Genomic DNA, 14,121 nt, shown 5'->3' on the forward strand with positions numbered 1-14,121 from the left:
ATCGCGCAGGTCGATGCCGACAAGAAGATGCCGGCCAAGGACAAGAAGGAAGCGCTCGACGAGCTCAACCAGGCCCTGAAGAGCCCAGCGCCCGCGATCGAGAACAAGGCCAATATCGACCTCGTCGGCAAGTATTACGACAAGCTCGTTGCTGCGTTGGGGGATGATCAGAATTGAGTTGGCAGTGTGCGCGTTACTGAGCCGCGCATTGATTAATCTTGCGTCGTCCTGGCGAAAGCCAGGACCCATTACCCCAGGGAGAAGTTGCGGCGCGAGCCGGCAACCACGGGTCTTCGCCAAACCCCTCCCGGGGTAATGGTCGGCGCTCGCTATGCTCGCTTGTCTAGGACGACGACGGTAAAATTCCGAGATCGACTCACAAAGCAAAAGCCTCGAAGACGCCTCCGGGGCTTTCATCGTTTGATCGTGTACGCAACGCCGCGACGTTAAAGCTCCGATGTTCAATGTTGCGCGGCGAACGCCGCCTCCATCGCTTTTCGTGTCTGGATCGCCTCGTTGCCCGCGTCGAACTCGACATCACTCCAGCGCACGACCTCGCCATGGGCGATGTCGTGCTTCAGCTTGAGGCGATGCGCTAGGCCAATCGGCAGGGCGCCGGCCTTCAGGCTTGCGGCCGCCGGCACCAGCTTGCCCCACACGGTGTAGCCGCCTTCGCCGTCCAGCATCTCGCCGGCGCGCAAATTCCGCTTGGCCACGGACGCGACGTCGCCGCGGAAGCCGTAGGGTTGCCCGGTCGGCTCGCCCCGCAGCGCCGCTGACAGCACCGAGATGTTCAGCTCCAGCCCGATCAGATGATAGGGCTTGTACATCGCGGCGAACCGTCCGCTGGAATCGGTCTTCAGGCCGTACTGCTTGAAGCAATCGGCAGCGTAGTCGTTCGGCGCCTCTAGCACGACATAGACGCCCCAACGCAGGTCACGAAACACCGGCCGGCCGTCGCGCTCGAGTGACGACACGACTTCCACGACACCCGATCGCTCCAGCACGCCGCCCTTGTCGCGGGGACGCATGATGTGCGGGAGATCGTCGACGCCGCAGGGCGGAAACAGCAGGCCGTCCGTCGGCACGTCCAATCCGCAGGCGTTCGCGATCGCGGCCATCTCGATCGCCGATTTCGTGCCGTCGAGGAAGGAATTGAACATCTGCGGATTCATGCCGGCTGACTGCGCTTCGTCCGCGGTGAGACCATAATGCTGCCAGACTCCATCCGGCGTCACGTCGTGATAGGCCGGTAGATATTTTGTGCCTTTGCCGGCGGCCACCACGCGGAAACCTGTCGCGCGGGCCCAGTCCACCATCTCCGCCGTCAGCGCCGGCTGGTCGCCATAGGCGAGCGAATAGACCACACCCGCCTTCCGCGCTTCCTCGGCGAGCAGAGGACCGGCGAGCACGTCGGCCTCGACGTTCACCATCACGATGTGCTTGCCCGCCGCAATCGCGGCGCGCGCGTGGCGGATGCCGACGGCCGGATTTCCGGTCGCTTCCACCACCACATCCATCGCGCCGCCCGCGATGGCGCGTGTGCCGTCATCGGTGAACATGGTCGCGGCGATCCGCTCGGCGCTCCAGCCGACGGTGCGGCAAGCTTCGCGTGCGCGCTCGCGATCGATGTCGACGATAACAGGCACCTCCAGCCCCGGCGTGTGCGGCACCTGCGCCAGAAACATCGAGCCGAATTTGCCGGCGCCGATCAGCGCGACACGGACAGGCTTGCCGGCGGATGCGCGGGCCTGGAGGAGGCGGAAGAGGTTCATGGGGAACGTCCTGAGCAGGTATTGTGTCCCGGACGCGGTGCAGCGCTTCTTCAGCGCTGCTCCGCAGAGCCGAGACCCAGAGAGAAACTATCCGTGTGGCATGGGCCCCGGCTCAGCAGCGCATCACTGACGTGCTGCGCTGCGTCCGGGGCACGAGACCTGTTTACTCCGCCGCCTGCCGCTGCGCACGGGCGAGCCGCACCAGCGCATCATCGTCCACCGTCTTGATCGGCGCGAAATCGCGGTGCGCGATGTACTCGGGGCGCGTCGGGGTGCGGATATAGTTCGAGACCGCGTTCAGCGTCAGGTACACGATCTTGCGCGGGTAGGGCGTGATGTTGCCGCTCGAGCCGTGCACGAGATTGCCGTGGAACATCAGCATGCCGCCGGGCTTGCCCGTCGGCGCGACGATGCCGCCCTGTTTGACCAGCCGCGTCACGGTGTCCTCGTCCAGCGTCCACAACGGATACGACGTGGTGGAAAGATCATGCGAGGCCTGGAGATCGCCGGCATTCTGGCTGCGTGGCACCAGCATCAGCGGACCGTTGATCGGCATCACCTCGTCGAGGAAGATCGCGATGTTCATCGCCCGCGGCTCCGGCATGCCGTCGTCGCGCTTCCAGGTGCCGTAGTCCTGATGCCACTGCCAGACATCGCCGGTGAAGGCCGATTTCGCGTTGATCTTGAACTGGTGCATGTAGACGGGCTCGCCGAACAATTGCTCGACGGGGTCGATCATGCGCGGATGCGCGCCAAGCACACGGAAGGCGTCGTTGTAGAGATGCGCGGCAAAGGCCGTGCGCGGCGCGCCGCTCTTCTCGCGCCAGACCTCGGGCCGGTTGGCGTCGTAAATGCCGACGGCCTCGCGCGCGAGGAACTCGACCTCCTCTTGGGCAAACAATTCGGGCAGGAACAGCCATCCCTCGCGGTGGAAGAACTCCAATTGCGCCTCGGACAGTTTCATGGGTCGTCCTCCTGCTTGTTTTTGTTGTGCGTCGTTCCGGGGCGGTCCGAAGGACCGAACTATGGTGCGCAATTGCGCACCTGAGAACCTCGAGATTCCGGATCGCGCTTCGCGCGTCCGGAACGACAGCGCGCTACGCCGCCACGTCGTCCGTCGCCCTCAATCTCTCCTCAGTCATCCGCCCCGCCGTCTGCGCATGTGCCAGCGCCGCGTGTTCCGCAGCGTTCGCATCGCCTGCGAGAATGTGCCTGGCGATATCGGCATGCTCGGCCCAGGCGCTGCCGCGATAATCGAGCTCCGACAGCACGGTCGCCATCGAGCGGCGCATATGCGGCCATTGCGGCGTGATCGTCTCCTCGATCACGGGATTGCCGGCGAGCTGGTAGATGGCGCGATGAAATTCGACGTCGAGCGCGATCAGCTCGGCGAGCGTCGTCTTGCGATCGATGCGGCGTCCGGCGGCGAGCGCCAAATCGAGGCGCGCGCGTCCCGCCGCGTCGGTTGCGGCGCGCTGAGCTGCAAGCCGGGCCGCGAGCGCGTCGATCGCGCCGCGCACCTCGTAGAGCTGGCGAATGCGCGCGGGATCGAGCTGGGTCACTTCAAAACCGCGCCGGCCGCTCTCGGCGACGAGCCCCTGCCGATGCAACAAATGTAACGCGTGCGACACCGGCTGGCGTGACACGCCGAGCTTGTCGGCGAGCTCGTTCTGGCGGATGCGCTGGCCGGGTTGCAGCGTGCGGTCGGAGATCGCCTCCAGGATCCTTGCATAGACCTGGTCGATCAGGTTCGGGAGCGGGTCGAGAGGGATAACGCCGGCGGCTCCGAAAAAGGAATACGGAATTCCGTATTCGAAACTACGGCTATGAGCCGGAGGCGTCAAGCACTACCTAAATACCGTTATTGGCGTCATGGTTCGACCCGGCTAAGCTATTGATATTGCTTGGGCCCGCTACTGTGCATGGGGTTGTTTTGGGAAAGCTTGCCCCGCTACTCCGCCAAGAACCAGCTCACGACCCCGCCGAATTCCAGCGGCGCTTGCTCGAACATCCAGTGCCCGGCATTCGCAATCACTGCCGTCTGCGCGCCGGCGATATGCGCGGCCAGCACGCGCCACATCACCGACAGGCTGCCGGTGGTGGCGCCACCGCCGATCAGCAGCGTCGGCGTCCTGATCGCCTGCGCATCCGCGAGCGTGTAGGGCCTGCGTTGCTCGTTGATCTGGCCGAGGAAGGTCAGCGCGTTGTCGCGCAGCTGCTGTTTTGCGGCTGCCGGCACGCGCCGCCACGAGCCGTCGCCCTCGATGCCTTCGTAGAAGGTCTGCAGCGCGCCCTCGATGTCGCCGGCGCGGATCATCTCGACGCAGCGTATCGTCTTCGCGGCGAGCGGCGGATGCGCAGGTGTGCCTTCGGGCACCGGCAGGCTGGCATCGAGATCGCCGCCCGGCTCGGCCAGCACCAGCTTTCGCAACAGATCGGGCCGCGCCTGCGCCACGCGAAACGCGATGTGCCCGCCGCGCGAATGGCCCATCAGATCGACCGGGCCGGGCCTGATCTGCTCGATGAACGCGATCGTGTCGGCAACATGCTGCGCCATCTTGTAGTCCTCGCCGACGGCGTCCCAGTGCTCGGGAAAGAAGTGCCGCAGGCTGACCGAGATCACCCGATGGTTCTTCGACAGCGGGCCGAGCACCGAATACCAGGTGCGGAAATCCCCGAGCGTGCCGTGCACGCAGACCAGCGGATGGCCTCGTCCCACCTCGAGATAAGCCATGTCGTAACCGTTGACGCGAAAGCTTTGCATGATCAGCTCGCCAGGAAATCGAGAACCACTTCGGAATATTTCTGCGGCGCCTGCTCGAACATCGGATGCGTCGCGTTCGGGATGATCGCCGTCTTCGAGTAGGGCACGTGCGCGGCGAGCGCATGCAGCACTTTTGGCAGCAGACCTCTGGTTCGCGCGCCCAGGATGAACAGCGTTGGCATCTTGACCGCCTCCGCATCCGCCTTGGAGAAGGGCGGGCGATTGTCGCGGACCTGGCCGATCAAGGTCGTGGCGTTGTCGCGCAAATTCTGCTTCACCATCGCCGGCAGCCGCGGCCAGGTGCCAGGTCCTTCCAGCCTGTCGACGAAGACGGCGAGGCCGCCATCGACATCGCCGGCCGCGATCTTCTCGGCCGAGGCCGTGAACCGCGCCAGCAGCGGCGAGGGGCCGCCGGCATACTCAGGATCGAGGCTCGCATCGAGCTCGCCGCCGGGCTCGGCGAGGATCAGCCGCCGCAGCAGGTCGGGGCGCTGCTGTGCCACGCGGAAGCAGATGTGGCCGCCGCGGGAATGTCCCATCAAATCGACCGCGCCGAGGTCGAGCTTCTCGATAAAGGCGATGACGTCGCTGACATGCTGCGCGATCGAATAGGTGTCGCCGACGCCGTCCCATTGTGCCGGGAAGAAGTGCCGCAGGCTGACAGCGATCATCCGGTGCCGCTGCGTCAGCGGTCCGAGCACGCAGCCCCAGACGCGGAAATCATTGAGCGATCCATGCACGCAGATCAGTGGCGGGCGGTCTCTGTCCTCGCCCACGTCGAGATAGGGCATGTCGTATCCGTCGACGTAGAGGCTTTGCATTATAGGCTCGCGGAAAGGTGTGCGGAACTCCTGTGCAAGATTCCCGGAAACCGGGTGGATCGCAACTATTTCCAAGCCTAGATTTAGACCCAGATCACAATGGGGGGATGCGACGAGGACGCAAGCCAGGAACCTAGCCATGACCGACCAGCATTTCGCCCTGTTCGATACCAGGATCGGCCTCTGTGCCATCGCCTGGGGCCCGCGCGGCATCAACGGCACGCAGCTGCCGATGGGCGGCGAGCAGAAGATCCGCACCCGCATCAGCCAGCGCCATGCCGACGCCAGCGAGGCCGAGCCGACGGCCGAAGTGCAGCAGGCGATCGACCGCATCGTCAAGCTGCTCGCAGGCGAACCGGATGACCTCACGGACATCCCGCTCGATCTCGATGGCGTGCCAGACTTCAACCGTGGAGTCTACGAGATCGCCCGCGCCATTCCGCCCGGCAAGACGATGACCTATGGCGATATCGCCAAGCGTCTTGGCGGTGTCCAGCTGTCGCGTGACGTCGGCCAGGCGCTCGGCCACAATCCATGCCCGATCGTCGTGCCCTGCCACCGCGTGTTGGCTGCCGGTAACAAGCCCGGCGGCTTCTCGGCGAATGGTGGCGTGGTGACCAAGCTGAAGATGCTCGAGATCGAAGGCGCGCTGGTGAACCACACGCCGAGCTTGTTCGATTGAGGCGCTAAATCTTCGCCGCCGTCTTCGGCCAGTACTTGTCGCGCAGATGCCGCTTCACCAGCTTGCCGGTCGGCGTGCGCGGCAGCTCGGCCTCGAAATCGATCGAGCGCGGGCACTTGATCGCCGAGAGGCGCATCTTGCAGTAGGCGATCAGATCAGCCTCGAGCTCCTTGCCGGCGCGTGTCATGTCGTGCGCCTGCACCACCGCCTTGACCTCTTCGCCCATCTCCTCATTCGGCACGCCGAATACCGCGACGTCGGCGATCTCGGGGTGAGTGATGAGCACGTCCTCGGTCTCCTGCGGGTAAATGTTCACGCCACCTGAGATGATCATGTAGGACTTGCGATCGGTGAGAAACAGGAAGCCATCCTTGTCGAGATAACCGACATCGCCGAGCGTCGACCAGCCCTTGGCATTATAGGCCTTCTTCGTCTTCTCGGGATCGTTGTGATAGGCGAAGGCCGGCGCATCGGCGAAATAGACCGTGCCGATTTCGCCAGTCGGCTGCTCCTCGTCGTTCTCGTCCAGAATCTTGACCTTGCCGACCACGGCGCGGCCGACGCTGCCGCGGTGCTGCAGCCATTGCTGCGAGTTGCAGACGGTGACGCCATTGCCTTCCGAGCCCGCGTAATACTCGATCAGGATCGGTCCCCACCACTCGATCATCTTTGCTTTGACGTCGACCGGGCAGGGCGCAGCGGCATGGATCGCGCCTTTCAGTGTCGAGACGTTGTACTTGGCGCGGACCTCGTCCGGCAGCTTCAGCATGCGCACGAACATGGTCGGCACGAGCTGTGACTGGGTCACCTTGTATTTCTCGACGAGTATCAAGAAGTCCTCGGCGTCGAAATGCTCCATGATGATGGAGCTGCCGCCGAGCACGATCGCCATCATGTTGAAGCGCAGTGGAGCTGCGTGATAGAGCGGCGCCGGCGAGAGATAGGTGCTCTCGGCATTCATGCCGCACATGTTGGCGCAGAGCACGCGCAAAAACGTGTTCGGCACGTCGATCTTGTTGCCCTCAAAGGCCTTCTTGATTCCCTTCGGCCGGCCGGTCGTGCCCGACGAATACAGCATGTCGTAGCCGGCGACCTCGTCGGCAATCGGCGTGGTCGGCTGCGCGGCCGCTTCCTTGTCATAGGAGCGGAAGCCGGGCAAGGGCTCGTCGACCATGTAGAACATGGGCTCGCCTGGCGCACCCTTGACCAGGTCCTTGATCTGGTCGGCGCATTTCGGCGTCGTGATCACGACCTTGGCGCCGCAATCGCCGATGATGTAGTCGATCTCGTCCTGCTTCAGATAGCGGCTGATCGCGGTGTAATAGAGCCCGCTTCGTTGCGCCGCCCAACAGAACTCCATGAAGGCAAGCCGGTTTTCCATCAGCAGCGCGATGTGGTCGCCAGCCTTTAGCCCGAGCGAGCGGAACAGGTTTGCGCCTTGGTTCGAGAGCTCGTCGAGCTCGCGATAGGTGATCGCCTTGCCGGTCCCGGCCATCTGGTAGGCGATCTTGTCGGGCGTGGTCCTGGCGTAGACGGACGGATGGGTCATGGCGTTTCCTCAAAACGCGGATGGCGAGTAGCGAGTGGCGAATAGGGAAGAAGGACAATCCGTTCTTCGCCTACTCACCATTCGCCACTCGCCACTCACTACTCGCTCCTGTATTTCTTACAGTCGTTCGACAATCGTCACGTTGGCCATGCCGCCGCCTTCGCACATGGTCTGCAGGCCGTAGCGCTTGCCGCGTTGGTGCAGGGCGTGGACCAGCGTCGTCATCAGCTTGGTGCCGGAGCCGCCGAGCGGATGGCCGAGCGCGATGGCGCCGCCGTTGACGTTGAGCCTGCTAGGATCGGCGCCGGTGGTCTTCAGCCAGCCGGTCGGCACCGAGGCGAAGGCCTCGTTGACCTCGAACAGGTCGATGTCGTCGATCTTCATGCCGGCCTTCTCCAGCGCGCGCTTGGTGGCGTGCAGCGGCGCGTCGAGCATGATGACGGGATCGCCGCCGGTCATGGTCATGTGGTGGATGCGCGCCAGCGGCTTCACGCCGAGCTGCTTGAGGCCGCGCTCGTTCACGACCATCACGCCGGAGGCGCCATCGCAGATCTGGCTGGCGCTGGCCGCGGTGAGCTTGCCGTTCTCGGCGATCAGCTTGACGCCCTTGATGCCGTCGAGCGTGGCGTCGAAGCGGATGCCTTCGTCGATATGGTGGGTGTCCTTGGAACCATCGGCGCGAGTGATCTCGATCGGCACGATTTCCTTCTTGAAATGACCGGCCTGGGTCGCCGCGATCGCGCGCTGATGGCTGTTGTAGGAATATTCGTCGAGATCATCCTTCGACAGGCCGTACTTCTCGGCCATCATCTCCGCGCCGGTGAACTGGCTGAACACGATGTTCGGGTACTTCGCCTCAATGCCCGGGCTCTTGTAATTGCCAAAGCCGTTCTTGGCCGGAAGCTGCGAGGACAGGCCCATCGGCACGCGCGTCATCGATTCCACGCCGGCCGCGATCACCATATCCATCGTGCCGGACATGACGGCTTGCGCCGCGAAGTGCAGCGCCTGCTGCGAGGAGCCGCACTGACGGTCGATCGAGGTGCCCGGCACGCTCTCCGGCAGTTTCGAGGCCATGATGGCGTTGCGCGCAACGTTGTTCGACTGTTCGCCGACCTGCATGACGCAGCCCATGATCACGTCCTCGACCAGCGCAGGGTCGACCTTGGTGCGATCGACCAACTCGTCTAGCACCTTCGCGGCGAGATCGGCCGGATGCCAGCCGGCGAGGCGGCCCCCCTTGCGCCCGCCGGCAGTACGCGCAGCGGCGACGATATAAGCCTCGGCCATTTCGGTCTCTCCCATGATTGTTCTTGATAGGGTTGGGTCGTCGGGGCGGATTTAAGGGGTGCGATCTCATTTAGTCAATCGATCAATTAACTCTTGTGATGAGGCGCTGCTTCGGCTTATCTGCGCCCCGCTCCAGGCGGCGAAAACAGGGATCTCCGTGACTACCAGCGTACCGAACAGGCTCCCCAGCGGAAAGAATTCCACGGCAGAGAAATTGCTCGTGGCCGCCAGCGAGCTGATGATCGAACGCTCCTCGATCGAGATCTCGCTTTCCGACATCGCCCAGAAGTCGGGCGCCAATGCCGCGCTGGTCAAATACCATTTCGGCAACAAGGACGGCCTGCTGCTGGCACTGCTCGCGCGAGATGCTGCGACCGAAATGTCCAATCTCGAATATCTGCTGGCACAGCCAATCACGTCGACCGCGAAGCTGAAGCTGCATATCGCCGGCATCATCCGCGCCTATCACCGGTTCCCCTACATGAACCGGCTGATCCATTATCTCCTGCACGAGAGCGTCGCGGGCTCTGCCGATGAGGTCTCAAAGTTCTTCGTGGCGCCGCTGCTCGACTTTCATCGCCGCCTGCTCGCAGAGGGCGTCAGCCGCGGCGAGTTCCGGCAAACCGATCCGGTGCTGTTCTACACCAGCCTGATCGGTGCCTGCGATCACCTGTTCTTCGGCCGGCACGCGATGTCTCGTGCGACCGGCGTCGGCCCGGTCACCGATGACGTTTGCCGGCAATACATCAAGCACATGGAAGCGCTGATCTGCGGCGGCATTTTGAATGGGCGAATGGCGAATAGCGAATAGCGAATTGGATCCCCTTCGAATCGCCACTCGCTATTCGCCAACAACAACAACCAAGGAGAGCTCGAACATGCAGTTGAAAGACGTAGCCGTTCTCATCACCGGTGGTGGTTCGGGTCTTGGTGAAGCGACCGCGCGCGCCATGGCCGCCAAGGGCGCCAAGATCGGCGTGATCGACCAGAACAAGGACAGCGCCGAGAAGGTCGCCGCCGAGGTGAAGGGCGTAGCCCTTCATGCCGACGTCACCAGCGAGGAGCAGATCAAGGCGGCGATCGCGAAGGCGGAAGCCGCGCACGGCGTTGCCCGCGTGCTGATGAACTGCGCCGGCATCGGCGGTTCGCAGCGCATCGTCGGCCGCGACGGCGTCTATCCCTTGGAGAAGTTCGCGCGCATCATCAACGTCAACCTGATCGGCACCTTCAACTGCTTGCGCCTGTTCGCCGAGCGCCTCGTCACGATCGAGCCGGTCGGTGAAGAGCGCGGCGTCATCATCAACACCGCCTCGGTTGCCGCTTACGAAGGCCAGATCGGCCAGATTGCTTACTCCGCCTCGAAGGGCGGCGTTGTGGGCCTCACCCTGCCAGCCGCGCGCGACCTCGCGAGCCAAAAAATCCGCGTCAACACCATCGCACCCGGCCTGTTCTTCACGCCGCTGCTGATGGGTCTGAACGAAGAGGCCCGCAAGAGCCTCGGCGCCCAGGTGCCGCATCCCTCGCGTCTCGGCGACGCCAACGAATACGGTTCGCTCGCCGTGCACATTGTCGAGAACGCCATGCTCAACGGCGAGACCATTCGTCTCGACGGCGCCATCCGTATGGCCCCGCGGTAACGTAGGCATACTCGGCTGCTGTCCCTTTTCCCCTTGTGGGAAAAGGTGGCGCGAAGCGCCGGATGAGTGGTTCTCTCCGCGGAGACAGACCCCTCACCCAAGCGAGTTCCTGGCTAGCAACGTGCATGCCCTCTCCCACAAGGGGAGAGGGCCCAATAATCGCCACCTCAAGCCCGGAAGCGGAGCTGTCCATGTCCCAACCGCTGCTGATCGAGCATGACGATGGCGTCGACCGGGTGACGCTCAATCGTCCTGACAGTCTCAACGCGCTTGATCCTGCGCTGATCGAGGCGCCTGTTATCGCGATGGAGGACCGCAACCAGGTCCTGTGCAGCCGCTCCGAGGAATTCTCAGAAGGCATCAGGGCCTTCCTTGAGAAGCGAAAGCCTGTCTATATCAAGCGCTGAACGACAAAGATCCGCAAAGGACAATAATTCCGGGAGACGCAAAATGAGTGGAAGCGCGGCGGCGGTGATGGCGAAGCCCGCCTTTCGCAAGGTCGAGTGGCTTGCGCGTGACATCGATGTCGAACGCCGCGCCGACGGCGCGGTGGTGCTGAAGTCGCGCATTCCCTTGCAGGCTTACGAAAAACATCTTCCGGCCTCGCTGGCGAAATGGGCCAGGCAAGCGCCGGAGCGCATCTGGCTGGCGCAGCGCGGTGGTCCGAACCGCGAATGGCGCAAGGTGTCGTATGGTGAAGCGAAGCGCACCGTCGATGCGCTGACGCAGGCGCTACTCAATCTCGGCATCGAGGGCCGCCCAGTCACGATTCTCTCCGGCAATTCGATCGAGCACGCGCTGATGACGCAGGCCGCGATGCAGGCGCGCTCGCCGGCGGCGCCGGTATCGCCGGCCTACTCCTTGATGAGCCACGATCACGTCAAGTTGAAGTACCTGTTCGACCTGATCAAGCCGGCCGTGGTGATGGTGCAGGATGGCCCGACCTTCGAGAAGGCGCTGAAAGCGCTCGATCTCACCGGCGTAACCGTCGTTCACGTCGTGCGGCCATGCGACGGCATCAAGAGCGTCAGCTTTGCCGAGCTCGCCGCAACCCCGGTGACGCCCGATGTCGACGCATCGATCGCAAAAATCACGCCCGACACCGTCGGCAAGCTGCTGTTCACGTCAGGCTCGACCGGGATGCCCAAGGCCGTCATCAACACGCAAGAGATGATGTGCGCCAATGCAGCGATGATGATGCAGGTGCGGCCGCGCACGCCGGGCGGTCCGATCGCCACGGTGCTGGACTGGATGCCGTGGAATCACACCATGGGCGGCAATGCCGCATTCCACCCAGTGCTGGTGGATGGCGGCACGCTTTATATCGACGATGGCCGGCCGATGCCGGGGCAGTTGGAAGAGACCATCAAGAACCTGCGCGAGATCTCGCCGACCTATTACGCCAACGTGCCGGCCGGTTATGCTGCGCTCGCCGCAGCCATGGAGAAGGACGACGCGCTCTGCCACTCGTTCTTCAAGAACCTCTCGATCATGGCCTATGGCGGCGCGCGGCTGCCTGACGATCTCTACGACCGCATGCAGGCGCTCGCCGTGAAGACCACCGGCGAGCGCATCGTGTTCTACACCGGCTGGGGCTCGACCGAGACCGCGCCGACCTCGACCGGCACCTATTGGGACACCGAGCGCGTCGGCCTGATCGGCCTGCCGTTCCCCGGCGTTGAATTGAAGATGGTGCCGTGCGGCTCGAAGTACGAGTTGCGCCTGCGTGGCGTCAACGTCACGCCCGGCTACTTTGGTCAGCCCGATCTCACCAGGAAGATGTTCGACGAGGAAGGTTTTTACTGCATCGGCGATGCCGGCATTTTCGTCGACGATGCCGATCCGGTGAAGGGCATCATCTTCGCCGGGCGCGTGGTCGAAGACTTCAAGCTGACTACCGGCACCTTTGTGCATGTCGGTTCGCTCCGCACCGATGCGATCGCGGCCGCGACGCCGGTCGTGCATGACGCGCTGGTCGCGGGACAGGACCGCGCCTTCATTGGGCTGCTGGCCTGGCCGAACCTGCATGCCTGCCGCCAGCTCGTCGGCAATGCCGATCTCAGCTTCGAGGATGCCGTTAGACATCCCGAGGTGATCGCCTGCTTCAGGCGTGGGCTCAAGGCGCACAACAAGGAGTGCGAAGGCGCCAGTAGTCGCATCATCGCGCGCGCGATGCTGATGGCCGAGCCGCCCTCGATCGATGGCAACGAGCTCACCGACAAGGGCTACATCAACCAGCGCGCCGGCCTGGAACGCCGCGCCACGCTGGTGGAGCGGCTTTATGCCGACAAGCCGGATCAAGACGTCATCGTGCTGCGATGCGAGTGAATCCGTCATTCCGGGGCGCGCGTAGCGCGAACCCGGAATCCAGAGATGACTAGATCGAGATTCCGGGTTCGGCGCTCCGCGCCGCCACGGAATGACAGCAAGTGAAAGGGCAGGCCGCCATGAACTTTGATTTCTCCGACGACCAGAAGCAGCTGCGCGACCAGGCGTGCAAGTTCCTCACTGAGAAATGCTCGCCCAAGGCGGTGCGCGTCGTGCTCGACGGCAAGGCGCCCTACGACAAGGAGCTGTGGATGGGCCTCGCCGAGATGGGCTTCCTCGGCGTCGCGATCCCCGAAGAGTTCGGTGGCGCTGGCGCGGGTCATCTCGAGCTTTGCGTGATCGCGGAAGAGATGGGCCGGGCCAATGCGCCGGTGCCGTTCTCCTCGACGGTCTATCTCGCGGCCGAAGCGCTGCTGATCGCCGGCAGCGACGCGCAAAAGAAGAAGTGGCTGCCGGCGATTGCCTCGGGCGAGGCGATCGGCACGCTGGCGTTGTTCGAGGGCAAGGGCAATCCGTCGCCGAAGAACGTCAAGCTGACGGCCGCGAATGGCGTGCTCAATGGCGTCAAGAAGCCGGTGGCCGACGGTGCGATCGCCGACTTCGCGGTGGTTGCCGCCCGCACGGGGTCGAGCGGCCGCGATGGCGACATCTCGCTGTTCCTCGTCGACCTCAAAGCCGGTGGCGTCGAGGTGAAAAGCCTCACCAATCTCGATCCGACCCGTGGTCAGGCCGAGATCATTTTCAAGGACTGCAAGGCTGAGTCGCTCGGCGCCGCCGGAGAAGGCTGGAGCATTCTGACCCAGGTGCTCGACCGCGCCGCGGTGCTCTGCGCGTTCGAGCAAGTCGGTGGTTCCGACCGCGCGCTGGAGATGGGCCGCGACTACGCGCTCGATCGTATCGCTTTCGGCCGTCAGATCGGCTCGTTCCAGGCGGTCAAGCATATGCTGGCCGACATGTACGTCTCGGCGACGCTGGCGCGTTCCAACAGCTATTACGGCGCCTGGGCGCTCTCGACCAACGCATCCGAATTGCCGGAAGCAGCGGCCGCCGCGCGCATCAGCGCGACGCAGGCGTTCCAGCACTGTGCCAAGAACAACATTCAGGTTCACGGTGGCATGGGTTTTACCTGGGAGTTCGACTGCCACATGTACTACCGCCGCGCCAACGCCATGGCGCTCGGGCTCGGCAGCCTGGCCTATTGGGAAGACCAGCTGATCGACCGCATGCGCAAGAAGAACGCGGCGTAAGTCGCCGCACGTGTCCCGGACGCGATGC

General features: G+C 63.8%; 13 protein-coding genes and 1 pseudogene (1 of these 14 running past the window's edge). 7 read left to right on the forward strand and 7 right to left on the reverse strand.

What is annotated here, in order from left to right; translation table 11 throughout:
* Positions 1–177, forward strand: the 3' portion of a protein-coding gene (locus JJC00_RS05040) for a hypothetical protein (protein WP_200471635.1). 414 nt of this gene lie to the left of the window's left edge; 177 of the gene's 591 nt are visible here — the last part of the coding sequence; its start codon lies off the left edge, out of view; its stop codon occupies positions 175–177.
* 284 nt (positions 178–461) lie between these two features.
* Here the strand turns inward: JJC00_RS05040 and JJC00_RS05045 are convergent, their stop codons facing one another.
* The 5 genes from JJC00_RS05045 to JJC00_RS05065 all read right to left on the reverse strand — a co-directional run bounded on the left by JJC00_RS05045 (position 462) and on the right by JJC00_RS05065 (position 5,360).
* Positions 462–1,775 (reverse strand): NAD(P)H-dependent oxidoreductase, encoded by a 1,314-nt coding sequence (locus JJC00_RS05045; protein WP_200471636.1) that lies wholly within the window; start codon positions 1,773–1,775, stop codon positions 462–464.
* Between the two features lie 163 nt (positions 1,776–1,938).
* Entirely contained in the window at positions 1,939–2,739 is an 801-nt protein-coding gene (locus tag JJC00_RS05050) for a phytanoyl-CoA dioxygenase family protein (protein WP_200471637.1), read from the reverse strand.
* A 133-nt stretch (positions 2,740–2,872) separates the two neighbouring features.
* Positions 2,873–3,580: a GntR family transcriptional regulator gene (locus tag JJC00_RS05055; RefSeq protein ID WP_200473980.1), complete on the reverse strand. Its 708-nt coding sequence runs from the start codon at positions 3,578–3,580 to the stop codon at positions 2,873–2,875.
* A gap of 146 nt (positions 3,581–3,726) precedes the next feature.
* Complete coding sequence (locus tag JJC00_RS05060; protein ID WP_200471638.1) at positions 3,727–4,539, reverse strand: alpha/beta fold hydrolase; 813 nt, start codon at positions 4,537–4,539, stop codon at positions 3,727–3,729.
* A 2-nt stretch (positions 4,540–4,541) separates the two neighbouring features.
* Complete coding sequence (locus JJC00_RS05065) at positions 4,542–5,360, reverse strand: alpha/beta fold hydrolase (protein WP_200471639.1); 819 nt, start codon at positions 5,358–5,360, stop codon at positions 4,542–4,544.
* A 139-nt stretch (positions 5,361–5,499) separates the two neighbouring features.
* On the opposite strand from JJC00_RS05065, the gene JJC00_RS05070 reads away from it, so the two are divergent.
* Positions 5,500–6,042 carry a methylated-DNA--[protein]-cysteine S-methyltransferase gene (locus JJC00_RS05070; protein WP_200471640.1) on the forward strand — a complete coding sequence of 181 codons (543 nt, stop codon included), beginning with the start codon at positions 5,500–5,502 and terminating at the stop codon, positions 6,040–6,042.
* A gap of 4 nt (positions 6,043–6,046) precedes the next feature.
* Here JJC00_RS05070 and JJC00_RS05075 read toward each other — a convergent pair whose 3' ends face one another.
* Positions 6,047–7,591 (reverse strand): acyl-CoA synthetase, encoded by a 1,545-nt coding sequence (locus JJC00_RS05075; RefSeq protein ID WP_200471641.1) that lies wholly within the window; start codon positions 7,589–7,591, stop codon positions 6,047–6,049.
* Between the two features lie 117 nt (positions 7,592–7,708).
* Positions 7,709–8,881 carry an acetyl-CoA C-acetyltransferase gene (locus JJC00_RS05080; protein ID WP_200471642.1) on the reverse strand — a complete coding sequence of 391 codons (1,173 nt, stop codon included), beginning with the start codon at positions 8,879–8,881 and terminating at the stop codon, positions 7,709–7,711.
* A gap of 214 nt (positions 8,882–9,095) precedes the next feature.
* Between JJC00_RS05080 and JJC00_RS05085 the strand changes: the two genes are divergently transcribed.
* From JJC00_RS05085 to JJC00_RS05105, 5 genes and pseudogenes are all read left to right on the forward strand, one after another.
* Positions 9,096–9,692 carry a TetR family transcriptional regulator gene (locus tag JJC00_RS05085; protein WP_246774089.1) on the forward strand — a complete coding sequence of 199 codons (597 nt, stop codon included), beginning with the start codon at positions 9,096–9,098 and terminating at the stop codon, positions 9,690–9,692.
* 67 nt (positions 9,693–9,759) lie between these two features.
* Complete coding sequence (locus JJC00_RS05090) at positions 9,760–10,518, forward strand: SDR family NAD(P)-dependent oxidoreductase (RefSeq protein WP_200471644.1); 759 nt, start codon at positions 9,760–9,762, stop codon at positions 10,516–10,518.
* Between the two features lie 296 nt (positions 10,519–10,814).
* Positions 10,815–10,925: pseudogene (locus tag JJC00_RS05095) on the forward strand (enoyl-CoA hydratase/isomerase family protein); the annotation flags it as partial.
* 43 nt (positions 10,926–10,968) lie between these two features.
* Positions 10,969–12,846, forward strand: coding sequence for an AMP-binding protein (locus JJC00_RS05100; RefSeq protein WP_200471645.1), 1,878 nt, complete (start codon positions 10,969–10,971; stop codon positions 12,844–12,846).
* Positions 12,847–12,965: 119 nt separating this feature from the next.
* Entirely contained in the window at positions 12,966–14,093 is a 1,128-nt protein-coding gene (locus JJC00_RS05105) for an acyl-CoA dehydrogenase family protein (protein ID WP_200471646.1), read from the forward strand.
* The last annotated feature ends 28 nt before the right edge of the window (positions 14,094–14,121 follow it).

It is taken from the genome of Bradyrhizobium diazoefficiens (genome assembly GCF_016616885.1).
Taxonomy (GTDB): Bacteria; Pseudomonadota; Alphaproteobacteria; order Rhizobiales; family Xanthobacteraceae; genus Bradyrhizobium; species Bradyrhizobium diazoefficiens_F.